The sequence below is a fragment of the Flavobacterium sp. HSC-61S13 genome (genome assembly GCF_024171535.1).
GTDB lineage: Bacteria > Bacteroidota > Bacteroidia > Flavobacteriales > Flavobacteriaceae > Flavobacterium.
In genome coordinates this window covers 352,355-374,706 of the sequence record NZ_JALJZV010000001.1, presented here as the reverse complement: position 1 = coordinate 374,706, position 22,352 = coordinate 352,355, and the positions used below count along the sequence as shown (strand labels likewise).

Below are 22,352 nucleotides of genomic sequence, written 5' to 3'. Positions count from 1 at the left end.
ATGTTCCTACAAAACCAACAAAGGAGCGATAAAACCGATACCTAAAAATCCGGTATTATAATCTTTAACACCAAAAGCATTTTCAGCATACTTGGTATAATCGTACTTTCGAGCCGTATATGCAATATAAAAGCGAATATTCATGTCTTTGAATGGCATGTATTCAACCATCGGAATAAGGCCATAACTCGTCGATAATTTAGAACTTCCATTCGGATCGGGATTATCGTTCCACGAATGTGTAGCATTCATAGCCGTTAAGAGCACATTAATTTTAGGTGTTACCAGATACTCCGCTCTGATCCAATTGGCTATATACTTTGTTTTTTGCGTCGCAAAAGGATATTGAGAGTTAACGATATCAGAGGCAATACCCAAACGATCGAGCGCTTCATCGCGATATTGGAAATCATAGTACAAAACGAAATTCTTGGCTTTATACTTATTTCCCAACGCAAAATAGTTCATATTGGTATTCTTGGCTTCATTAAAGAAACTGTAACTATAGGTCGTTTCAAATTTACCGTCAAAAAAGCTTCCTCGCCAGTTCCCCACTGCAGCTAATGGAAATTTAGAAGCCGTGATATCGGGCGGTGCACTGGCTCCATATTGCTCTTCATAACTTTTCGTTCTGGAATTCAATACCTGAAAAGAAAATGAATTTTTCCCATCTGCCAGCGTATGGGATATTCCCGCACCTACTAAAAAGTTATCGGCATATTCGATGATATCATTGTAGGTAATGATATCAATCGGATTGAGATCAAATTCATATCCACCCCAATCTGCACATAGTTTTCCAACAGATATATTTGTTCTTGGCGACAAATCCACTTTGATAAAAGCCAAATCCACTGATCTACTAATATTATCTAGATCTCCGGGAAGTTGCTCTCTAGTGTATCGATTTCGAAACCTAAAATACACTCTATCGTGGATCTTACCTTTGATTTCAAACCGAAACTGGTCGGCATTAAATTTTGAACCCGTATGGCTACCATCGGTAAAAGAACTATTAAAAGCCATCCGCGTATTGAAAATGACATCTACGTCCCTCAAAAGCGACTGCTTTGAAATGGGAATTAGCGATTTGGCGGAATCCGTAATAATAAAATTCCCTAGATCTGTCTGCTTTTGCATTTGATCTACTTGTCCAAGTACAATAACCGGAAGTAATCCGATTATCAAATAGAAGAAAAATTTTTTCATATGTTGATTTTTTTAAATATTTATACTCATATGAAATCGCTTCATCTTCAGGGGGTTTGGGGGAGTCAAACGCTTTACTATAGCGATAACATGATGATACTTTTACAGATTTATAACAAAAAAGAACCCAGTAAAAATCCTGCGGCAATGGCTACAGATATGGTGACCACTCCAGGGACAAAAAAGCTGTGATTGATGACGAATTTCCCGATTTTGGTACTTCCCGTTCTGTCAAAATTGATCGCCGCAAGTAAAGTAGGATAACCCGGCAAAACAAAATCACTATTGACTGCGGGGAAAATTGCAATTAATGCCGATGGTGGTAAACCTAGGGCAATCCCCAATGGCATCATGGTTTTGGTTGTTGCGGCCTGACTAAACATTAGAGCACCCATGATAAACACGGCAATTGCAAAAGTCCAAGGATACTCTGAAACGATTCCTCCTAATGCCTTTTGTATGATATCGTTATTTGACGACATAAAGGTAGAACTCATCCATACCACTCCAAATACCGACACTACGGCCGAAGCCATCGAGACAAATAAACTGGCTTTGGTAACTTCCGTAGTAGTGGTTTTCGTAATCAACATCATCGCGGCGGAGGCCGTTAGTGTGATCACACTGATTATGCTAACCATGGTTAACGAACCATCAGCTTTTACGGCCAGAGATTCAGTACCGGCCTCAAAACTCGGAACGATAGCGGGAAATGCTCCAGCAATTACGATTAACAATATCGCTACACCAAATATTAAAACGGATGTTTTAGCACCCGGTTTTAAGGCAACCTCTTTACCTTCCATACCACTATTCATCGATTTGGCAAATTCAGGGTCTTTCATTTTTTCAATAAAAATTGGATCGTCATTGAGTTCGACCCCCTTTTTTACTACCGAAAAACAGCCGATTAATAAACCGATAATACTAGCTGGTATACAGATCATCATGATGTCAACCATGGCACCGTGATAAGCCAAAATAACAACTAAGGCAGCAGTAGCAGCACTCATCGGACTTCCCGTTAGTGCCAAATGTGAAGCAATAACCGATATACTTAAAGGGCGTTCCGGACGAATACGCTTCTTAGCAGATACTTCTGAAATGATCGGTAATAAGGAATAAACAATATGGGCAGTACCTGCAAACAGGCATAAAAAATAGACGGTAAATGGTGCGATAAAAGTTATGTTGGATGGATTGCTACGAATGATTCTTTCGGCCAAACTGACTAAATAGTCCAAACCACCACTCGCTTGTAGCGTAGCTGCTGTAGTAACAATAGCCATAATAATCAGCATCACATCTAGAGGAGGATCCGTCGGCTTCATCTTAAAAATAAAGATAAAGATAAAAAGTCCGACCATTCCCATAACACCCAAGCCAATTCCTTTCATTTGCGATCCTATAAGGATCATAGCAATGAGAATAGCAAATTCAATCCAGATCATAGTTAGAATTTTAAGTTAATGACTACTTTGTTGTTGGTGAAAAAAAGAGAATCTATATCAAACTACAGATTCTCTTTCTTAAGGATATTAATAATCAAAGAAATTTTGCTGAATTTTGGCTCTATTAGAAGTTTCCGTCAGGGATAACATCAATAAAACTCTAGCTTTTTGTGGATTTAAATCATCGGAAACTACAAATCCCAGTTCGGCATCTTTAACCTCATTATCCAAGGTGATACGACCAGAACCCGCACGACCAGAACGGCATACGATGATCCCTTTTTTAGCAGCTTCCGCTAAGGCTTTTCCTACTGGAGCATTAAAATTACCGTTACCCATACCAGCATAGACCACTCCCTTTGGACCAGAATTGGTGACACAGTACACACTGTTTGGATTGGCATCCGCATAGCCGTAGATAATCTCTACTTGTGGTAAAGAATTTAACTTAGTCACATCAAATTTTTTCAACGGACTTCTCAACGATTGGTAGTAGTATTGCACTTTACCGTCGTAAATCAAACCTACCGGTCCGAAATTTTTAGATTTAAAAGTCTCTAAATCCGTTGTACTGGTTTTAGTGACATCTCTAGCGTCAAAAACCTTTTCGTTCATTGCAACCAGCACGCCTTTGCCAACACTCTTAGGATCTGCAGCAACGACAATAGCATCTAATAAATTTCTATTACCATCTTGGCTCATTGCCGTTGAAGGGCGCATAGCACCTACAATTACAACGGGTTTGTCAGACATTACCGTAAGATCTAAAAAATAAGCGGTCTCCTCTTGAGTATCTGTTCCGTGGGTAACCACAACAGCATCCGCTTCGTCTTTTGCAAAAATTTCATTGATACGCTTGGTCAATTTTAACCAAGTAGCAATGTTCATGTCTTGGCTACCAATAGAAGCGATCTGTTCCCCGCTAATTTTTCCGTAATTGTGAATCTGCGGAACAGCATTAAGCAAATCATCAATGGGAACTTTACCCGCAGTATAAGCTGCTTTGGTAGCCGACTCTCCTGAACCGGCAATAGTACCACCAGTAGCTAATATAATTATTCTAGGAGACCCTTTGGATTGCTCTTGAGCATGTACTTGAATGCTTACTACAAACAGTAGTAATAAAAGAATGCTTTTTCTCATAATTGTATATTTTAATTAAACCTATTATATGGAAAACTTAAAGTCTCTATAAAGCGTTTAAGAAGTGATGAATTTCGGATTGATTAAATTCTCTAAAGAATAAATTTCATCCCATTTTTCTTGGGTAATCAACTTGCGTTCAACCACGGCAATCTGGTGTACACTTTTATTGGTTTTTAATGCTTCTCCCGCTATACTAGCGCTTTCTTCATATCCCAATATCGGATTTAACTGGGTCACGATCCCGATGCTGTTCATCACCATATTAAAACAATGTGTTTCATTTGCTGTGATTCCATTAATACATTTATCGATCAATACCTCAATGGCTTTACCTAGGTAATCCAAGGATGTAAACATCGCGAAAGCGATAACCGGTTCCATAACGTTTAATTGCAATTGTCCGGCTTCTGCGGCCATAGTAACAGTTAAATCCTGACCAATCACATAAAAACAAGTTTGATTAACTACTTCCGGTATTACTGGATTTACTTTTCCTGGCATAATAGAAGAACCCGGTTGACGCGCTGGTAAATTAATTTCATTAAAACCAGTACGGGGTCCTGAACTTAAAAGTCGGAGGTCGTTACAGATTTTCGAAACCTTAACTGCCGTTCTCTTCATCGTCCCCATAATTTGTACATAAGCACCTGTATCTACAGTAGCCTCTATCAAATCAGGTGCTAAAGTCAACGGGATACCCACTTCCTTAGCTAAATAACTTACACATATTTCAGGATATCCTTCTGGAGCATTGACTTTTGTACCAATCGCCGTAGCACCCATATTGATTTCCAACAGCAAACTCTGAGCATCTTTTAATCGCTTAACATCCTCACCGATGGTAGTGGCATACGAATTGAATTCTTGCCCTAAAGTCATCGGTACAGCATCTTGCAATTGAGTTCTTCCCATTTTCAAAACTCTGTTAAACTCTTTTCCTTTTGCTCTAAAAGCCACTTCTAGCTTTTCTAAAGTTTTAATAAAACTATCCATCTTCAGATATAACGCGATTCTAAACGCTGAAGGATAGGCATCGTTAGTCGATTGAGAACAATTCACGTGGTTGTTGGGATGTAAAAAATTATACTCCCCTTTTTTATGACCTAAATATTCTAAACCTATATTGGCAATCACCTCATTGGCATTCATATTCACAGAAGTACCTGCACCACCTTGAATAAGATCACTAACAAATTCTTGATTAAATTTTCCTGCTATTACCTGATCACTCCCATAACAAATGGCTTCAGCAATTTTTGGATCCAAAGCGCCACAATCTCTGTTTGCCATGGCCGCTCCTTTTTTTACGTAACCCAAGGCCTTAATAAACAAAGGCTCTTTGGAAATGGGTAATCCTGTTATATTAAAATTTTCAACGGCTCTAAAAGTTTGGATCCCATAGTACAAATGATCTGGAATATCCAATTCCCCTAAAAAATCATGTTCTCTTCTTGTTGCTTTCATAATGACAGTATTATATAGTTTATAAAGATTTATTAAAAGGTAAAATAAACAGCCCTGCACAAAGCATCATAACACTTAGAATACGACTACAAATCGCGTTCTAAGTTTTTGCAACTTCATGACCAGCAGCCTTGAGAACTTCATGATTATACCATCATCTAAATTTATGGGTACAAAATGTAAGCTGATATTAGAAAAAAACAAAACCGTTAAAAATTTAAAATTAAGAACACAACACCCCCTATGTTATCAAGGCGCTCTTCAAAAAATAATCAATGGTTAAATTATTGCTTTAATTCAGATTAAAGATAAAAAAATTTTATCAATTCAAGTCAAAAAAGCTAAAAATTTTTACATATATTCTGAATATTCTGCCAAAAATTGTTTTTTACTTAATCTAAATAGGATTAATCAAGATTATTGGATTACCAAAATCACATAATTTTTGTTAAAATATAGTCATAACTAAAAATAAAATTAATTAAAAAAACGTACTACAGAAATTTTCAGCAGGTACTGAACACATAACAAAAATTAATAATTGAAATTTTCACTCATATACTGTAAATAAATCTATTACTATTTATGAATTAATCGCAAAATGATAATTTTGAAAACAATTTGGAATAAATAATGTTGTTGTATTTCCTAAAGACTTAAATTCGTTGTTTTACCCGTTCCAATTATACCATACTGCTATGAACAAATTCATGTTTTTGATAGTTGCTCTTTTGTTTTTTTATGATGCTCAAGCCCAAATAGAACCGACCCTAGCAGCAAAATCTTTTCGCTTGACGATGCTCGACAACCAAATCGTGTCATTTAACGATATTGATCAACTCAAAAACATCGATTACAATGCTGTCAGAGAAGCAAAGCTGCAAGCACAACCGGGTTCTAAAGAAATACTCAATCAAGAAATCTTATCCTTATTTTTAAATGAAATGCCCAAACTTCAAAAGTTGAGCATCAGCCATAATATCACAGTTATTCCAGAGATCATTCACCAAAACACTTCTTTAAAGACCCTAGAATTAGCTTATAATGATCTTAAAACACTACCTGAAAGCCTATCTAATTTAAAGGTACTAGAAGAGCTTAGTTTGTTACAAAACCCTCACTTTGAACAGTTACCTCAAAGTTTAAGTGCGCTTAAAAACTTGAAGTATTTATCCTTATTAGTTACCAATTTCAAAGAATTTCCAACAGTTATCTTTGAAATTCCCTCTTTAGAAACCCTATTGATAAGCGGGCATTTCAATCGAGATGGCTCCAATAGAATACTTGCTATTCCCGACTTATTCCAACAAGTATCCCAACTAAAAACGCTTAATATTTCCAATACGGAACTGTCAGAACTACCGAGTTCAATAGTTTCATTAACAAAACTATCCGAATTGTATCTCGATGGAAATAAACTGCTCGTTTTTCCTTATACGGTCAAAAAGCTTCCCAAGTTAGAAGTCTTTGGTATGAGTAATAATCCACTCGATTTTCAAGCCTATAAAAAATCCCTAAAAGGGATCAGTTGGCGGGGTCTATTGTATTTAGCAGATGTAGGCTTTACCCAGTCTCAATACGAGGAATTACAAGCGTTACTTCCAAAACACGATCTGTATTATTAAGCCGTACACTTTAAAAAAATTTAATAAAAATAGGTCAACCAATAATTTATCAACTAAAAGCTGTGAGCACCTTATTTAGCCACTATTTACATTCCAATGCATAAAGTTATTATGCTTTATCAAACCACTGCTAGGAACTTCTTTTGGGTTTATAACACCCTAAATTAAAGCAAATCTACAAGTTAAGGTTGCATGGGTCTGCTGTTTGCCTCTGTCAATAACTAAACCTTGTTTTAGCCTTCAATAAAACTTAAATTTGCGATTGTATAAAACCAACAAAACAGTATAATGTACAAATCAAATTATGTGAAGTTCCTTTGTCTCGGACTTCTTTCTATCAGTATTTCTTGCAGTTCTGACGACAATAGTGTTATAGAAAAAACCAACGAATTAAAACCTGATGATCAAATTGAAGCCCTAATCCAGCCGACTTCTTTTTACCTGGTCAATGAAGGTTGGTTCGGTCACGAAAACGGAAGTATTAACGGTATCGATTCCGACCTAAACATCAACTATCGCATATTCGAAAACACCAATCCAGGACTGGAATTGGGAGTCACTACTCAATTTGCTACGGCCTATGGACAGCATTATTTCGCGGTATCCAAAATGGAAAATCGCTTGGTAATGATGGATAAGAAATTTAAAAGTCAAGCCATCTTAACCGATATCGGAGGAGACGGAAGGTCTTTCACGGGTATCAACGAGAACAAAGCTTATATTTCCACTTCAAAGGGAATTTCCGTATTGGACATTAGCGCAAACCAAATTCATCTAGTTAAAACCATCTCGGGATATAATAAGGAGGTCGGAACACTAATCTATAGAAACCACTATGTATATGCCGCTACAATGGATGGACTATTGATCATAGATAGCCAAACCGATGAGATTGTGGCAGACACTAAAGAAAGAGTTAATCAATTGACTATAGATAGACAGGGAAATATCTGGGCAGGTACCGCTAACACTTTAAGAAAGTACGACACTTCACTAGCAGTAGACCAGCAAATCGCAGCATCGATTAGCTACGACACCAGCACAGCACCTATACCTTCAAGCGCGGGAGCTTGGAATGCGGGATCCTTATCTTCCAGCTCAAAACACGACATATTATATTGGACAAGTGGAAAAAATATTGTATCTTTTGATATAACAACGGCTAACATCAATAATAGTTTCTACACCTTAGGTACGGATGCTGACGATGTCAAACTTTCTTTTTACGGTGCGGGTTTAAGAGTTGATCCGGTCAGTGATGATTTGGTGTTGATGGTGAAAAGAGAAAATTACGGTATCAACGGTAGTTATAATTGGGCGCAAATAGTTTCCAATACCGGAGTAAAAAAGAAAGAGATTTTTATAGCTGGTGGAACCCAAAATCCATCTAATGGACATTACTGGTTTCCAGCCATTCCACTATTTCAAGATAATAATGCACCGCAAATCACCTTAAATCAGATTGGGCTAAAACTTGACGAAACCAAAACAATCGAGTTAGAAAGAAGCATCATCGATCAAGACAATCCTCAAAAATTAATAGAAGTTAGCCTTGAAAACGTCGATCCTACTTTTGCCAGCATTGAACTAGTAGCCGGTAAATTGCAAATTAAAGCCTTGCAAAAAGCTGGAAAATCAACTTTTACCATAAAAGCCAATTCCAATGGGAAAATCACTACCAAACAAATAGACCTTTTTGTGAAGTAGTTTTTAAAGCCAAAATTCAAGTGCAAAAAATAAACACTATACGACCGCTCAAATTTTATTTTAGAGCGGTTTTTTTATTATTGCTTATTTTGTAACTTTAATCGTAGCAAGAAATACCCTATTCATAATAAAATGCCTAATCAGAAACCTTATACTTACTATGGTTTATAACTATTGCCATCTAACCAATTACACAAATAACAATTTGACTTGCAACAAAGACTTACTTGTAAAAATCGATGCTTATTATTTGAGAAATGACCAAATGCATATACAAATCTATCAATGCAGCTGCTGCAATGGTTTATGGAAGAGAACGACGTTTAATGAAATCGATAAATGGTTAGAAGTCGGTGAAGTAACCGTAGCTCAAGAAAACTATATTCCGTTTGATCAATACGGCTATTACCCGATTGAATATTTTACTACAGACGAGGCCTACTATTATGATAACACTATATACTGTGGAAATCCGCAAGAGACTAAAACGATTCATAATCTGAGATGCACTCCAAAAACCTTGATTTTACTCGAAATTATAAAGGAAGAAAATGGAGGTTGCTCTAGTATTAAAGAAGAAATGTATCAATGCAAGAAATGTCAAACTAAATGGCTTATCACTGAAGAGTTTGATACGCATCACGGATATGCAAAATCAGCAAAAAAAATCTAATAAAAGATTTACCCAAACAGACTAATTTATCTAAACATTCCCTAGCACATACATATTTTCCATTGTAGGAGATTCTACGCCTCCTACCTTTTCTAATGTAATGGCAAAAGCTTGCGCATTGGATATTTTGGAAAGAGGTACTTCACTATCTATTTCATAGGTATACATTCCTACACTTACGGGTTTTCCATCGGCAATTGCCCATAACTGGTATTGCATTCCCTCAGGAGCTGCAGGTAAATTTTCCGCAGTTAAATAAACTTCTTTTGACTCCTTATTCCAAAACACCATAGCCTTTAAGTCGGCATGTTTTTCAACCCCATTTAATGCGATGGTTTGCATTTTGGTACTGGAAACCAAATTCCACTTTTGTTGTATTTTCTGTAAAGCTAAACTTTGGGTTTCATTTTCAAATTCCAATTTTGCCAGTTCATCCCGTTTGTTTTTTTGACTAGCAAACCAAAATACATTTCCAACAGTACTGATTAAAAACAGCACTGAAGCAGCTACTGCAAAATGCTTCCAATTCGTCGTTTTTACAACTGTGGCGATTGGATTATCTATTTGAATCTCATCCGATTTCAAATCTTTAGTATATATCCAATCACTTGACACGGGTTTATCAAGTTTGTTTTCTTGATTTATCTTATCCCAAATTTTTGCTTTTAACTCCACAGGCGGAGCTATGGCCTGTGCAGTCGCAAGGTCTTCCATGATTTTTTGAGTTTCCTCAAAAGCCGCTCTTACTTCTGTATTATTTTTCATAACACATTCCAAAATCCCTGCCTCCTCAACAGATGCAAGTCCTAGAATATACAATTCTATGATTCCGGATGATATGTATTCTTTACTGTTCAATTTATTGAAATTCTTTAAGTAATTCTCTTAATTTTATTAGGGCGTTTCTCATTTTTGTTTTGACGGTTCCCAAAGGTATCTTTAACTTCTCGGAAATCTCAATTTGAGTAAATCCCTGATAATAGGCAAGATTAATCAATTCTTGTTTGTCTAATTCCAAACCCTCTAAAACTTTATTGAAACCGATAAAATCAGTTGTACTAGAAACGGATAGCTTGGTAGAATTATATACGAAATCAGGAAGTGTTTGGTTTTTTAACTCGTTTTTAAAGCCTTTAGATTTGAGATAATCAATTGCGGTATTTCGAGCAATATTAATCATCCAGGTGTAAAATCTACCTTTAGAAGTATCGTATTGGTAAATGGAATTCCAAACCTTGACAAAAACATCCTGAATAACTTCTTCTGTATACTCTTTTGATAGTACTATACGTAAAACAACACCATACAATGCACCTGAATAGTTGTCATACAGGTAATTAAATGCTGTTTCGTTCTTTTCTTTAAGTAAAACGACAAGTTCTTCTTCTGAATAGGTTGTTTTAATAGTGCTGATTTTTCTCATCAAATGTAAACAAATAATACAGCGATAAAACAAAAACCATAAAATCTTTTTTATCGTAAATACTATAGTATAAAATCTAAAATTTAACAATATGAATCCGCTATTTAAAATAATCACCAGCTATCTATTAATTTTGATCACCAGCAATTGCTTGGCGCAAACTGAAAAATTCAAAGCGAAAAATCCTTATTATTCTCAAACTGATACCCGTATTTTAAGTGTGCCAAATTCTCAATGGAAGAAAATATTAAAACCCGAACTCTACCAAGTTGCAAGAGAGGCAGCCACAGAGACTGCATTTACAGGAAAATATGATCAATTTGATCAGAACGGTACTTACTATTGTGCAGTTTGTGGTAATCCTCTTTTTCTTTCTACGGCAAAATTTGCTTCCACTTGTGGGTGGCCTTCCTTTTATAAAGCTTTGAGAAAAGAGGCCATTACTTTTAAAAACGACAACTCATATAATATGGAACGTCTAGAAGTCCTTTGTGGACGATGCAATTCGCATCTCGGTCATATTTTTAATGACGGCCCCCCACCTACTGGAAAACGTTATTGTATGAATTCCATTTGTTTAGATTTTGTTCCATTTTCTCCAATAAGTTTAAAATAAAATTCACAACCAAACATCCTGAATATTAAATGATTAATAAACTAAAACAAATTAAACAAAAGCAACAGCAAAAATTTTACTAAAAAAAATTAGAAATAACAAAACCAAAACACAACTTTCCCTCGTAAGTGATTTCTATAAACCAATCATTTAACCTTTAAAAAATCTAATTATGAAAACGAATTCCAAACTCGCCGCATTGCTAATGATTTCATTAGCTTTTGTTTGTTGTGAAAATGTAGCCGCACAAACCAATAAAGAAAAAACGGTTATGGTCGGTGGCGCTGCGATGTACCCTTCTAAAAACATCATCGAAAATGCTGTTAATTCTAAAGATCACAAAACCTTAGTTGCCGCTGTTAAAGCCGCTGGATTAGTAGAAACCTTAGAAAGTAAAGGACCGTTTACCGTTTTTGCTCCAACAGATGAAGCCTTCGCAAAATTACCCGAAGGTACTGTTGCTAATCTTGTAAAGCCCGAAAACAAAGCGATGTTGACCAAGATTTTAACATACCACGTAATTTCAGGTAATTATAGTGCAAAAAAAATATGGGAGGCAGTAACAGCTGGAAATGGCAAAGCGATGATTAAAACAGTTGAAGGAGAAGAACTGACCTTTTGGACAAAAGGAAAAGATTTATACGTAAAAGATGCAAAGGGAAACAACGCCAAGATAACCATTGCCAACGTAAATCAATCTAATGGTGTGATACACGTAATTGATGCGGTATTAATGCCTTAACGCTCTTTTAATTTTTAACCTCTTCAACAAGTTAATCAATCATTATGAAAAAAGCAATTATAAATGTATCTGGTGAACATGCAACACTGGATAACAGCAGACGAACATTTTTAAAATTCAGTGGTTTGGGACTGGCCATAGCAGGATTGGCCTTGGTCGGATGTGAAGATGATTCAACCACAATAATAGAACCAAATGGAAAATTTGATTTGGGTAGTGGCGATGTCGGAGTTTTGAACTATGCTTATGCTTTAGAACAATTAGAAGCGGATTTTTACAGCAAAGTTGTAAATAATTTTTATAACGGTATTTCTAGTAAAGAACGCGAATTATTTACAGATTTGTATCATCATGAGATTATACATAGAGACTTCTTTAAGGCCGCCATTAGCGGTGTTACATCTCAGGTACTACCCAAATTAGAATTCCAATATAACCATGTTAATTTCAACGATAGAAGCTCTGTTCTTGCCACTGCAAAAGCTTTAGAAGATACCGGTGTAGCAGCATATAATGGTGCAGGTAAATACATTTCCAATCCTGACTATCTCGTAATTGCTGGAAAGATTGTTTCCGTCGAAGCAAGACATGCCGCAGCGATAAGGGACATGATCAATCCCAGTTCTTCCGATTTTTCGGGTGATGATGTTATAGATGCCAATGGCTTAGACTTAGCCAAAGAACCCAAAGATATTATAATGGTCGCTGCAGGTTTTATAAAAACATCATTCACCTGGAAAGAACAGGGAATTCAATAATTTTTCATCTTTAAATCGACTATTATGAACATTCTTAGATTATTAGACAAACTTTCTGATGATAATTTTTTCTCAAAAGAAGCTTCAAGATCAGACGCTATAGCCAGTATAGCAAACTTTGGTAAAAACACCGCTCTAGCAGCTGTACCATTTGGTTTAGGTGCAATGTTATCTACACCCGCAAAAGCGGATAATACAAACCCTTCAAAAATATTTGCTCCTACATTCTTGGCAAGTGCACTGACCGACGCTTTACAATTAGCTTTAACTTTAGAGTATTTGGAAGATGAATTTTACAGAATGGGCTTAAGTAAATCAGGATTAATCCCTTCGGATGATAGAACCGTTTTTATGCAAATATCCAAGCACGAAACAGCACATGTCGCCTTTTTAAAATCAACCTTAACATCTCTAGGAGAATTACCTACAAACAAACCCACTTTTGACTTTACAGTAAGCGGAAACTTTAGTCCTTTTACAGATTATAATCAATTTTTGATACTAGCACAAGCTTTTGAAGATACTGGTGTGCGTGCTTATAAAGGTCAAGCTGGTAATGTAATGAGTAATAAACAAGTTTTACAAGCTGCGCTTCAAATTCACTCAGTCGAAGCACGACATGCCTCTCAAGTTAGACGAATGCGTGCCAATAAAGGTTGGATAGAATTGGGAAATGGCGGAAACATGCCCACAGCAACCGATGCCGTGTATGCAGGAGAAGAAAATACCAATCAAGCTGGTTTTAATACGGCTAATGCGTTTGGTGCAGCTGCTGGCTCTGCTGCTTATGATGAAGTACTAAGCGGAAGCGATGCCGCGGCAATAGCCGGTTTGTTTATTGTATAAATCGCGAATATTTCCTGAAAATTTATTTTGACTTGCCCCACAAATTAAATAAACCCAATTATCATTACAGTAGTAGACAGGCGTTTACTACTGTTTTTTAATTATAACGGGTTGTAGACAGCAAAGTGAATTACTTTAGTATAAAATGGTAATCCCGCTACTCCATCCTTACGCCGTTTTCAAAATAAAAACTTTCGATAAGATTTCCCTTTTCATCAAACTTTTCCAAAATTCCATCTAGTTGATTACCTTTGCGATTTCCCCTAATAGCTACCGCTCCATTATCATGGTAAAGCCACGATACACCGTTAAACTGCCCTTTAACGTAAGTACCTTCAGCCTCGATTTGACCTTTGCTTGTCCACTGTTGGTACGGACCTTCCAAGGTATCATTTTTAAAATAACGAATAGATTTTTTGATCCCGCTGTCATACCATATTTCACTTATACCTTCTTTGGTTCCTTTATTCCAATTTAATTTTATATCCATTTGACCGTTGGCAAAAAAAGAAGCATTTACACCATCTTCTAAGTCATCTTTCCAATTTGAAATATCTTTCATATTACCATTTTCGTAGTACCAAGTCACCATGCCCGTATTGTTAACGAAATCTTGAACCCATTCGGGTTGTCCATTTTTATAATATCGTATCCAATCGTCTTTAAACTTATTATCCGTTACCGTGCCTTTTTGGTATACATTGCCATTTTGATAATATTCAATAAATGCACCATTTTTCACATAGATCTCACGGGTTGTATCGGCAGTGATGACTTTATATCTTATCAATTCTTCATTAATTCCATACACGAAAACGGTGTCTATATTTTTTTTGTCTTTTAGTTTTCCTTTTTCATAGATTTTACCGTTATAGTAAAACATATAATAAACACCATCTTCAACTGTGGTTTTGTTGCTTATACGTATCCAAGATCCTTCTCCTGTCTTGTCATCAATCCAATACGTCCAATCCACATTGCGCTTAGAAGCATCATCAAAGTCCGAATTTTTACACGCCAAAAATAATAAGGCAAGAACAGCTAAAAGGTATTTTGACATTATAATATATTTATTAATAGTTTATTTTATGAATACGCCCATTCGCAGATTCATCGATTATGCATCTAGTGTATATTTTTTCCTTTAGCATTTAAAATAACTTCTATTTCATGAGGAAGCTGTGTCCCGATAAGCAAACTGCGGTTATTGGTCAAAACTATTTTTATCGCCTTATTACCCTTTACAGTAAATGCTTCACCGTTCTTTCCACTGCGAATCCCCCAACCCATATAGTCCTTTATGGGGGCATATTGAACCATAGAAATACTTTTGATTTCCTCCCATCGATAAAATTGCGGATCGGAAAACGGTCTAAAAACAAATTGTATTCCATTGGTTTTTATCTGAGTAACCAATTGAATGTTGAAAAAATAAAATAAAAAAATTAGGTAGAAACCCATAAATATAAGCAAGGCTGTATTGTTGATGAATGTAGTACCAACTGTTTCATTAAACAACAATGATCTAGAAGCGATGTAAAGCATTATACCAAAGGGAATCAATAAGATTAAGACTAACCACCATTGGTTAAAACGTTGTTTTTCCTCAAATAAGATGACACTCATGATTAGATTCCTTTTTTGCGAATATAAACTTTTTCAATTAGTTAACCTCCTTTTCATTTACTTGTCTAAGTAACGAACATTTCATTATATTTCGAAATTCTAACAAACCAAACATGCAAAAAACAGAAAGCGAAATATTTCACCCGACCACGCTTATCGCATGGAGAGAATGGTTAGAAAAAAACCACTTAAGCAAAGCTTCAGTGTGGTTGGTATTCTATAATAAAAGTTCTGCTAAAAATTCTATAAGCTGGAGTGAGGCAGTTGATGTTGCGTTGTGTTTTGGTTGGATCGACAGCAAAAAAATCAAGATCGATGCGGAATCCTCTCAACAGTTTTTCAGCAAACGAAAAGCACAAAGCACCTGGTCAAAAATCAACAAAAAGAAAATCGAACAATTGATCGCTTCAGGTCAGATGACTGCAAAGGGATACGAAAGTATTGACATCGCCAAACAAAACGGTTCGTGGACGATACTCGATGAAGTAGAAGAACTCATTGTTCCAACAGACCTAGAAACGGCCTTTATCAACAAATCAACAGCCAAGGAATATTTTGAAAGCTTGAGTAAATCCGTAAAAAAAGCCATATTACAATGGCTTATACTCGCCAAAAGAGCCGAAACAAGGCAAAAACGCATCGACGAAATAGTCCGTTGTGCCGAACTCAAACAAAAACCAAAACACTTACAGTAAATCCATACTAAAAAAAATAAATTATAAGCAATGAGAACTAAGAATATTATATTTTTTTAGTTAAATTGCTATATGAAAACAAATCCCGAGGTAGTTATTGTTGGTGGAGGACTTGCCGGTTTGGTAGCCGCTATACATTTATCCAAAGCGGGATTAGCCGTGACTTTGATCGAAAAAACCGCTTATCCGCGTCATAAGGTTTGCGGCGAATATGTTTCGAATGAAATTTTAAACTACCTCCAAGACTTAGATGTTGATGTATTTCAATTGAATCCAACGCAGATTACAAAACTGCAATTCAGTAACCGTCGTGGAAAGATCGTTACTACAACACTACCACTAGGAGGTTTTGGAATCAGTCGTTATACATTGGACGACTTTCTATACCAAAAAGCCGTAAAAAACAGCTGTACTATACTAATGGAAACCGTTACCGACATCGCCTTTATCGATGATGTATTTCAAGTTACGACCAACAAGCAAACATTAACAGCCAATATACTATTAGGTGCCTATGGCAAACGCTCTAATATCGATCAGGTTTTAACCCGCGATTTTATGCGCAAGCCCTCAACATGGCTAGCGGTAAAAGCGCATTATTCTGGCGATTTCCCCAACGATATGGTGGGTTTACACAACTTTAAAGGCGGTTATTGCGGTATATCTAAAGTCGAAAACAACAGCATCAACATCTGTTATCTCGCCGATTATAAAACGTTTAAGAAGTATAAAAACATTGCTGATTATCAACAAGAAGTACTCTATAAAAACAAATACTTAAAGAAAGTTTTTGAAAACAGTAGCCTTCTTTTTGAGAAACCACTGACGATAGGTCAAATTTCCTTTGATCAAAAATCCACCATAGAAAACCATATACTGATGATTGGCGATACCGCCGGACTAATTCACCCGCTTTGTGGCAACGGGATGGCTATGGCCATTCACAGTGCTAAAATCGCTTCAGAACTCGTCGTGGAATACTATACAAGTAAAACAAGATCCCGCATCGATTTAGAAAAAAAATATACCCAATATTGGAAAAACCATTTCGCCAAACGTTTATTTATCGGCAGGTTATTAGCTACGACTTTACAGTACGAAACCATTACGGCAATCGTACTATACGCAGCTGTATCCATCCCATCCATATTGCCTTGGATCATCAAACAAACCCACGGTAAACCCGTATCCAGTTCATGAGCATCAACACTAAAGACCGAACCGAAAAAACCGAAATCATGGACGATTTTTCGCTTGAAGGCGAAGAACTAGTCGAGGCTTTGGATAAAATTGCGAGAATCAATCAACTCTTAGGTGGTAATAAACTCACTCTTGACGGTATTAAACAACTACTCAAACAAGCAACTGCTCATGAAGTCATTCACATTACCGACATCGGTTGTGGTAATGGCGATATGTTGCGGATGCTCGCCGATTATGGCTACAAAAATCATTTAAGTCTAAAACTAACCGGCCTAGATGCCAATGCTTTTACAATCCAATATGCACAAAAATTATCCGCAGATTATCCCAACATTGACTACCGTTGTATGGATATCTTTAGCGATGAATTTCAAAAAACAACTTACGATATCGTCTTGTGTACATTGACTTTACATCATTTTACCAACGAGCAAGTAATCGATTTAATCACTATATTTAAGACCAATGCCCGTATGGGTATTGTAATCAATGATCTACAACGCAGTAAACTGGCCTATAGGCTATTTGCCATCATAGCTGTTGTTATTAGCTTAAACCGCATGTCGAGAGAAGATGGACTGACCTCTATATTAAGGGGGTTTAAAAAACGGGAATTGCAAAATTTCTCCGAAATAGCACAGTTAAAAAAATACAACATTAAGTGGAAATGGGCTTTTCGTTACCAATGGTTAATCTTTAAGATATGAAAGTAAAAATAGTTACGGTTGCCAAGCAACTACCACCATATTCCCGCAGCACAGCAGAGATACTTCCTTTACTGGATACTTGGTTACAGGGACAAGACGAACGCTTTATAAAAAAAGTAAAAAAGATATTTGAGGGTGCCGCCGTACATAGACGCTACTCGATCATGGATCCTGTTGAAGTTTTTACAGCAACCTCTTTTGAAGATAAAAACAATATTTATTGTCGTGAAGCGATAATTTTAGGAGAACAAGTCCTGAGAAAAGCGCTTGACAAAGCGGCTTGGGACCCGCAATCCCTGGACTTTATTATTGCCGTGAGTTGTACGGGCATCATGATTCCGTCACTAGACGCTTATCTGATCAACAAAATGAAACTGCGTCAGGACATCGTTCGATTGCCCGTTACTGAGATGGGTTGTGCCGCGGGAGTATCGGGTGTTTTATATGCCAAAAACTTTCTTAAGGCCAATCCGGGCAAACGCGCTGCAGTCATTGCCGTAGAAGCCCCTACTGCAACCTTTCAGCTCGATGATTTTTCGATGCCCAATATAGTCAGTGCCGCTATCTTTGGTGATGGTGCAGCCTGTTGCTTGTTGTCATCAAATCAGGAAGACAACGGACCTGCAATTATCGACGAGCAAATGTATCACTTTTATGATGCCGAACAGATGATGGGTTTTAAATTGACCAACAGCGGTTTACAGATGGTCTTGGATATTGAGGTCCCCAACACCATAGCATCCCATTTTGATGCGATCATCCATCCTTTCCTACAGAAAAATGGACTGGAAATCAAAGATATAGACCATATGATATTTCACCCCGGCGGCAAAAAAATCGTAGCTACTGTTGAGGAGTTATTCTCTGGTTTGGGCAAAAATATCGACCATACGAAAGCAGTCCTAATGAACTACGGCAATATGTCTAGCGCTACGGTACTTTATGTATTGGAGCAAATTATGGAGAACAAACCCAAACCTGGAGAAAAGGGATTGATGCTGAGCTTCGGTCCTGGATTCTCTGCACAACGGGTTTTATTACAATGGTAATCACTAAAAAAAAAACGATGAACTTAAACGATATTATTGCACAACTACCTTATAGCAAACCATTTTTATTTGTAGATGAATTGCTACATGCCGATGAAAACGGTACCATAGGTACCTATACCTATGATGAAAACCTCGACTTTTACCGCGGCCATTTTAATGGTAATCCGGTTACTCCAGGAGTGATATTAACGGAAACCATGGCGCAAATTGGTATGGTTTGTTTGGGTATCTACTTACTAAATAACGACTTAAAAAAGGATACGGTGATCGCATTTACATCTGCAGATGTGCAGTTTTTAAAACCGGTATACCCCAACGAAAAAGTAACGGTGAGCTCTGAAAAGACATTTTTTCGATTTGGAAAACTCAAGTGTACTGTAGTTATGAAAAATGAAGCTGGGCAGGAAGTCTGCAAAGGCATATTGTCCGGTATGATTACTGCTAGGCTATGAATCGCGTAGTTGTCACGGGTTTGGGGGTAGTCGCCCCAAATGGGATTGGAATTAAGGACTTTACTCAGGCCCTCAAAAAGGGACTTTCGGGTATCCGCCATCAGGAACAATTACAACAATTGCAATTTTCTTGTCAAATAGCCGGTCAACCTCAAATTACAGCTGACCTAAAATCGCAGTATTTTACCGAGCTTGAACTTCGGGCTTTCAACAGCACGGGCATCTTATATGGGGTGATAGCAGGTATAGAAGCTTGGGAAAATGCGGGACTACACGGCGAAGTCACCGAAGAACCCGACTATGACAGCGGTACAATTTTTGGAGCGGGTACTTCGGGTATTGATAAATTTCGAGAAAGCATTTATAAAATAGACGATTTACAAACCCGTAGATTAGGCAGCACCGTTGTGGCTCAAACGATGAATAGCGGTATAAGTGCTTATCTGGGCGGAAAACTCGGACTTGGCAATCAAGTAACGACGAATTCATCGGCCTGCGCTACGGGAACAGAGGCTATACTAATGGCGTATGACCGCATCCGATCTGGCAAAGCCAAGCGCATATTGGCTGGTAGTACTTCAGATAGCGGTCCTTATATTTGGGCTGGCTTTGATGCGCTACGTGTGTGCAATTCAAAATCTAACGACGATCCAGAACAAGGCTCTCGTCCAATGAGCGCAACAGCCTCGGGATTTGTACCCGGCAGTGGCGCTGGTGCCTTGGTTATTGAAGAACTCCAAAGCGCGCTACAACGCGGTGCTACAATCTATGCCGAAATATTGGGCGGACAAGTAAATTCTGGTGGACAACGCGGAACAGGCAGTATGACCGCACCTAACAGCATCGCAGTTCAACGCTGTATAACGGATGCCCTGAAAAATTCGGGTATAGAAGCTTCAGCGGTTGACGCGATCAATGGCCATCTCACTGCAACGTCCAAAGATAGTTTGGAAATCGAAAACTGGACCAAGGCATTGAATCGTCATCATGATGATTTTCCATATATCAATTCCTTAAAAAGTATGACAGGTCACTGCCTTAGTGCCGCCGGTAGTATCGAAAGCGTAGCAACAGTGTTGCAGATTCATCACGGTTTTTTATTTGGAAATACCAATTGCACTGATTTGAATCCGGAAATAGCCTCGCTTATTCATCCGTCTAAAATACCTTTACAGACGACCAATATCAATTTGAATATCATAGCCAAAGCAAGTTTTGGCTTTGGCGATGTAAATGCGTGTCTTATTTTTAAAAAATACGACGAAGTAAAATAAAACAATACAATCTAAAAAAGTACTCATGACAAAAGAAGAACTCATTGCACAGCTAAAAGTGATCGTTAAACCCTATACCGAACAGTCCGAAGCACATCAGAACCTTACAGAGAAAACCGATTTTATCAAGGATTTACAAATTAATTCGGCAAATCTAGTCGATATCGTATTAGATATTGAAAGTGCCTTTGACATCATCATCGATAATGAATCTATGGAGCGTATGCTTGACGTACAAACCGCAGTCGAAATCATTCAAACTAAATTAGAAACCAAATGATTGGCAATGATGTAATCGATATCAGACAGAGTCGTGTGGAAAGCAACTGGCAACGCAAAGGTTTACGCGAAAAGCTTTTTACCCTACACGAACAACAGCTAATTGCAACTAGTAAAGACTCAGAAATCACCTTGTGGTTACTGTGGAGTATGAAGGAAGCTGCTTATAAGATACATCACAGACAAACCAAAATAAGACAGTATATACCCATAAAACTAATATGTAGTCTACATTTACATAACAGCGAAATGGCTTGTGGAAAAGTGTACTGTGAAGGCACGGTCTATTATACCCAAACCACACTATCCGATTCGTGTATACACAGTGTTGCAGTCACAGCAATCAGTGATTTTAACCGAGTAAGCGAAATCGAAAATCAAGTCATTTTAAAAGATAAATACGGTATTCCCTACCGGATCAATGCGAATCAACTTGATCGGCAAGCCGTTTCCATTAGTCATCACGGCCGCTATAAAAAAACAGTTGCTCTGACACCTCACTATACTATTTCGATATAAATAACTCGTTCACAGACAGGAAATATTTCCATTTAACCACACAACGAACTATTAACAAGTATTAATTACCAGAAACAACAAAATCATCAAGATCAGCACTCGTTAAACGCTCCACCAATAAAGCAACTAAATTATATACCACCGGCTTGAATACCGCATCAAAATTGAATTGATTATAACTTCTTTGCATCAGTTCCTTTACTATAGATAGGCTTTTATCATCCATAACTCCTCTGTAGAAATGATCCTCTCGAAATATCTTTTTTAAATCAATTCTCAAATCTGGGTTTTCAAAATAAGGTTTACTAACGAACAATCGCAATGAAAACATTCTCAATCCTTTTTCACATATCAAATTACCCTTATGCTGACTATCGATTATCGTAAAGACATGTTCAAAATGATCTGCGTTCACCTGGCTTATATCCTGCTCGGTGATATCACATTGAATCTGATAGTTAATAACCCAAAATTCTTGCTGAGAAGGTACACTTATTAGCCGAATAGTCTCATCGGTTTCTACATCTAAAACATATACCGATATCTCGGGAGACATTTCCAAAAAATGACCAAAACCACGCGGTTTCTCCTTACTAAAACGCATCTTACTCTCTTCACGCATCGTTGCTCCTATTTTCTTTACAAAATTTTGCTGCCTAACTAAGGTTAAAGAAACAATAGGTTGAAACTCTAGTATTAAATCGTTTACATCCATTTATTTCATCTACTATTCATTAAACTACAAGTAAATTAGTGCTCACTATAAACTTCTTTTAATCTTAAAGATATCCACAAAAAAAATCCTTTTATTTCTTAGCTATCTAAATTTCATTTCCACGGTTCTCAATAAAAATGGATTAAAATTTATTGTTATGAGTTTAACTT

Annotated in this window: 24 protein-coding genes; 15 read left to right on the top strand and 9 right to left on the bottom strand. The window is 37.0% G+C overall.

Features of this window, described 5'->3' with window-relative positions:
- Positions 1 to 6 precede the first annotated feature (6 nt).
- From L1275_RS01625 to aspA, 4 genes are all read right to left on the bottom strand, one after another.
- Complete coding sequence (locus L1275_RS01625) at positions 7 to 1,209, bottom strand: porin (RefSeq protein ID WP_253469035.1); 1,203 nt, start codon at positions 1,207 to 1,209, stop codon at positions 7 to 9.
- A 110-nt stretch (positions 1,210 to 1,319) separates the two neighbouring features.
- On the bottom strand, positions 1,320 to 2,660 hold the full coding sequence (locus L1275_RS01620; RefSeq protein WP_253469033.1) for an anaerobic C4-dicarboxylate transporter family protein: 1,341 nt from the start codon (positions 2,658 to 2,660) through the stop codon (positions 1,320 to 1,322).
- An 87-nt stretch (positions 2,661 to 2,747) separates the two neighbouring features.
- Positions 2,748 to 3,803: a type II asparaginase gene (locus tag L1275_RS01615; protein ID WP_253469031.1), complete on the bottom strand. Its 1,056-nt coding sequence runs from the start codon at positions 3,801 to 3,803 to the stop codon at positions 2,748 to 2,750.
- A gap of 57 nt (positions 3,804 to 3,860) precedes the next feature.
- Complete coding sequence (aspA, locus tag L1275_RS01610) at positions 3,861 to 5,270, bottom strand: aspartate ammonia-lyase (protein ID WP_253469029.1); 1,410 nt, start codon at positions 5,268 to 5,270, stop codon at positions 3,861 to 3,863.
- Positions 5,271 to 5,968: 698 nt separating this feature from the next.
- On the opposite strand from aspA, the gene L1275_RS01605 reads away from it, so the two are divergent.
- The 3 genes from L1275_RS01605 (at position 5,969) to L1275_RS01595 (ending at position 9,275) form a co-directional block, all read left to right on the top strand.
- The gene (locus L1275_RS01605) at positions 5,969 to 6,895 is read left to right on the top strand and encodes a leucine-rich repeat domain-containing protein (protein WP_253469027.1); all 927 of its coding nucleotides are present in this window, start codon (positions 5,969 to 5,971) and stop codon (positions 6,893 to 6,895) included.
- Positions 6,896 to 7,183: 288 nt separating this feature from the next.
- Positions 7,184 to 8,602 carry a DUF5074 domain-containing protein gene (locus L1275_RS01600; RefSeq protein ID WP_253469025.1) on the top strand — a complete coding sequence of 473 codons (1,419 nt, stop codon included), beginning with the start codon at positions 7,184 to 7,186 and terminating at the stop codon, positions 8,600 to 8,602.
- A gap of 205 nt (positions 8,603 to 8,807) precedes the next feature.
- Positions 8,808 to 9,275, top strand: a complete 468-nt coding sequence (locus L1275_RS01595; protein ID WP_253469023.1) for a hypothetical protein — start codon at positions 8,808 to 8,810, stop codon at positions 9,273 to 9,275.
- 30 nt (positions 9,276 to 9,305) lie between these two features.
- On the opposite strand, the gene L1275_RS01590 is transcribed toward L1275_RS01595, so the two are convergent.
- Positions 9,306 to 10,133, bottom strand: coding sequence for an anti-sigma factor domain-containing protein (locus L1275_RS01590; protein WP_253469021.1), 828 nt, complete (start codon positions 10,131 to 10,133; stop codon positions 9,306 to 9,308).
- Position 10,134: 1 nt separating this feature from the next.
- The gene (locus tag L1275_RS01585; RefSeq protein ID WP_253469019.1) at positions 10,135 to 10,698 is read right to left on the bottom strand and encodes an RNA polymerase sigma factor; all 564 of its coding nucleotides are present in this window, start codon (positions 10,696 to 10,698) and stop codon (positions 10,135 to 10,137) included.
- A 91-nt stretch (positions 10,699 to 10,789) separates the two neighbouring features.
- On the opposite strand from L1275_RS01585, the gene msrB reads away from it, so the two are divergent.
- The 4 genes from msrB (at position 10,790) to L1275_RS01565 (ending at position 13,660) form a co-directional block, all read left to right on the top strand.
- Positions 10,790 to 11,314 (top strand): peptide-methionine (R)-S-oxide reductase MsrB, encoded by a 525-nt coding sequence (msrB, locus tag L1275_RS01580; RefSeq protein WP_253469016.1) that lies wholly within the window; start codon positions 10,790 to 10,792, stop codon positions 11,312 to 11,314.
- 172 nt (positions 11,315 to 11,486) lie between these two features.
- Complete coding sequence (locus L1275_RS01575; RefSeq protein ID WP_253469014.1) at positions 11,487 to 12,056, top strand: fasciclin domain-containing protein; 570 nt, start codon at positions 11,487 to 11,489, stop codon at positions 12,054 to 12,056.
- Between the two features lie 44 nt (positions 12,057 to 12,100).
- Positions 12,101 to 12,814 carry a ferritin-like domain-containing protein gene (locus L1275_RS01570; protein ID WP_253469012.1) on the top strand — a complete coding sequence of 238 codons (714 nt, stop codon included), beginning with the start codon at positions 12,101 to 12,103 and terminating at the stop codon, positions 12,812 to 12,814.
- Positions 12,815 to 12,838: 24 nt separating this feature from the next.
- Positions 12,839 to 13,660, top strand: coding sequence for a ferritin-like domain-containing protein (locus tag L1275_RS01565; protein ID WP_253469010.1), 822 nt, complete (start codon positions 12,839 to 12,841; stop codon positions 13,658 to 13,660).
- Positions 13,661 to 13,817: 157 nt separating this feature from the next.
- Here L1275_RS01565 and L1275_RS01560 read toward each other — a convergent pair whose 3' ends face one another.
- Together L1275_RS01560 and L1275_RS01555 are read right to left on the bottom strand one after the other, a co-directional pair.
- Positions 13,818 to 14,720, bottom strand: a complete 903-nt coding sequence (locus L1275_RS01560) for a toxin-antitoxin system YwqK family antitoxin (protein ID WP_253469002.1) — start codon at positions 14,718 to 14,720, stop codon at positions 13,818 to 13,820.
- A gap of 65 nt (positions 14,721 to 14,785) precedes the next feature.
- Positions 14,786 to 15,286, bottom strand: coding sequence for a hypothetical protein (locus tag L1275_RS01555; protein WP_253469000.1), 501 nt, complete (start codon positions 15,284 to 15,286; stop codon positions 14,786 to 14,788).
- Between the two features lie 113 nt (positions 15,287 to 15,399).
- Here L1275_RS01555 and L1275_RS01550 point away from each other — a divergent pair, with 113 nt between their 5' ends.
- The 8 genes from L1275_RS01550 to L1275_RS01515 all read left to right on the top strand — a co-directional run bounded on the left by L1275_RS01550 (position 15,400) and on the right by L1275_RS01515 (position 21,467).
- Entirely contained in the window at positions 15,400 to 15,981 is a 582-nt protein-coding gene (locus L1275_RS01550) for a YdeI family protein (RefSeq protein WP_253468998.1), read from the top strand.
- Positions 15,982 to 16,053: 72 nt separating this feature from the next.
- Positions 16,054 to 17,181 carry an NAD(P)/FAD-dependent oxidoreductase gene (locus L1275_RS01545; RefSeq protein WP_253468996.1) on the top strand — a complete coding sequence of 376 codons (1,128 nt, stop codon included), beginning with the start codon at positions 16,054 to 16,056 and terminating at the stop codon, positions 17,179 to 17,181.
- Positions 17,178 to 17,891, top strand: a complete 714-nt coding sequence (locus tag L1275_RS01540) for a methyltransferase domain-containing protein (RefSeq protein WP_253468994.1) — start codon at positions 17,178 to 17,180, stop codon at positions 17,889 to 17,891. The genes L1275_RS01545 and L1275_RS01540 overlap by 4 nt, the downstream gene beginning before the upstream one ends.
- On the top strand, positions 17,888 to 18,940 hold the full coding sequence (locus tag L1275_RS01535) for a type III polyketide synthase (RefSeq protein ID WP_253468991.1): 1,053 nt from the start codon (positions 17,888 to 17,890) through the stop codon (positions 18,938 to 18,940). The genes L1275_RS01540 and L1275_RS01535 overlap by 4 nt, the downstream gene beginning before the upstream one ends.
- A 17-nt stretch (positions 18,941 to 18,957) precedes the next feature.
- Entirely contained in the window at positions 18,958 to 19,395 is a 438-nt protein-coding gene (locus tag L1275_RS01530) for a 3-hydroxyacyl-ACP dehydratase FabZ family protein (RefSeq protein ID WP_253468984.1), read from the top strand.
- A complete protein-coding gene (locus tag L1275_RS01525) occupies positions 19,392 to 20,669 on the top strand; it encodes a beta-ketoacyl synthase (RefSeq protein WP_253468982.1) in 1,278 nt (425 codons plus the stop codon). The genes L1275_RS01530 and L1275_RS01525 overlap by 4 nt, the downstream gene beginning before the upstream one ends.
- Positions 20,670 to 20,694: 25 nt before the next feature.
- Positions 20,695 to 20,949 (top strand): acyl carrier protein, encoded by a 255-nt coding sequence (locus L1275_RS01520; protein WP_253468980.1) that lies wholly within the window; start codon positions 20,695 to 20,697, stop codon positions 20,947 to 20,949.
- Positions 20,946 to 21,467, top strand: a complete 522-nt coding sequence (locus L1275_RS01515) for a 4'-phosphopantetheinyl transferase superfamily protein (protein WP_253468978.1) — start codon at positions 20,946 to 20,948, stop codon at positions 21,465 to 21,467. Before L1275_RS01520 ends, L1275_RS01515 begins: the two co-directional genes overlap by 4 nt.
- 61 nt (positions 21,468 to 21,528) lie before the next feature.
- Here the strand turns inward: L1275_RS01515 and L1275_RS01510 are convergent, their stop codons facing one another.
- A complete protein-coding gene (locus L1275_RS01510; protein ID WP_253468976.1) occupies positions 21,529 to 22,182 on the bottom strand; it encodes a hypothetical protein in 654 nt (217 codons plus the stop codon).
- Positions 22,183 to 22,352 lie beyond the last annotated feature (170 nt).

Coding starts and splice junctions, on each gene's coding strand:
- L1275_RS01625 (WP_253469035.1), bottom strand. CDS start 1,209: ATGAAAAAATTTTTCTTCTATTTGATAATCGGATTACTTCCGGTTATT.
- L1275_RS01620 (WP_253469033.1), bottom strand. CDS start 2,660: ATGATCTGGATTGAATTTGCTATTCTCATTGCTATGATCCTTATAGGA.
- L1275_RS01615 (WP_253469031.1), bottom strand. CDS start 3,803: ATGAGAAAAAGCATTCTTTTATTACTACTGTTTGTAGTAAGCATTCAA.
- aspA (WP_253469029.1), bottom strand. CDS start 5,270: ATGAAAGCAACAAGAAGAGAACATGATTTTTTAGGGGAATTGGATATT.
- L1275_RS01605 (WP_253469027.1), top strand. CDS start 5,969: ATGAACAAATTCATGTTTTTGATAGTTGCTCTTTTGTTTTTTTATGAT.
- L1275_RS01600 (WP_253469025.1), top strand. CDS start 7,184: ATGTACAAATCAAATTATGTGAAGTTCCTTTGTCTCGGACTTCTTTCT.
- L1275_RS01585 (WP_253469019.1), bottom strand. CDS start 10,698: ATGAGAAAAATCAGCACTATTAAAACAACCTATTCAGAAGAAGAACTT.
- msrB (WP_253469016.1), top strand. CDS start 10,790: ATGAATCCGCTATTTAAAATAATCACCAGCTATCTATTAATTTTGATC.
- L1275_RS01575 (WP_253469014.1), top strand. CDS start 11,487: ATGAAAACGAATTCCAAACTCGCCGCATTGCTAATGATTTCATTAGCT.
- L1275_RS01570 (WP_253469012.1), top strand. CDS start 12,101: ATGAAAAAAGCAATTATAAATGTATCTGGTGAACATGCAACACTGGAT.
- L1275_RS01565 (WP_253469010.1), top strand. CDS start 12,839: ATGAACATTCTTAGATTATTAGACAAACTTTCTGATGATAATTTTTTC.
- L1275_RS01560 (WP_253469002.1), bottom strand. CDS start 14,720: ATGTCAAAATACCTTTTAGCTGTTCTTGCCTTATTATTTTTGGCGTGT.
- L1275_RS01555 (WP_253469000.1), bottom strand. CDS start 15,286: ATGAGTGTCATCTTATTTGAGGAAAAACAACGTTTTAACCAATGGTGG.
- L1275_RS01550 (WP_253468998.1), top strand. CDS start 15,400: ATGCAAAAAACAGAAAGCGAAATATTTCACCCGACCACGCTTATCGCA.
- L1275_RS01545 (WP_253468996.1), top strand. CDS start 16,054: ATGAAAACAAATCCCGAGGTAGTTATTGTTGGTGGAGGACTTGCCGGT.
- L1275_RS01540 (WP_253468994.1), top strand. CDS start 17,178: ATGAGCATCAACACTAAAGACCGAACCGAAAAAACCGAAATCATGGAC.
- L1275_RS01535 (WP_253468991.1), top strand. CDS start 17,888: ATGAAAGTAAAAATAGTTACGGTTGCCAAGCAACTACCACCATATTCC.
- L1275_RS01530 (WP_253468984.1), top strand. CDS start 18,958: ATGAACTTAAACGATATTATTGCACAACTACCTTATAGCAAACCATTT.
- L1275_RS01525 (WP_253468982.1), top strand. CDS start 19,392: ATGAATCGCGTAGTTGTCACGGGTTTGGGGGTAGTCGCCCCAAATGGG.
- L1275_RS01520 (WP_253468980.1), top strand. CDS start 20,695: ATGACAAAAGAAGAACTCATTGCACAGCTAAAAGTGATCGTTAAACCC.
- L1275_RS01515 (WP_253468978.1), top strand. CDS start 20,946: ATGATTGGCAATGATGTAATCGATATCAGACAGAGTCGTGTGGAAAGC.
- L1275_RS01510 (WP_253468976.1), bottom strand. CDS start 22,182: ATGGATGTAAACGATTTAATACTAGAGTTTCAACCTATTGTTTCTTTA.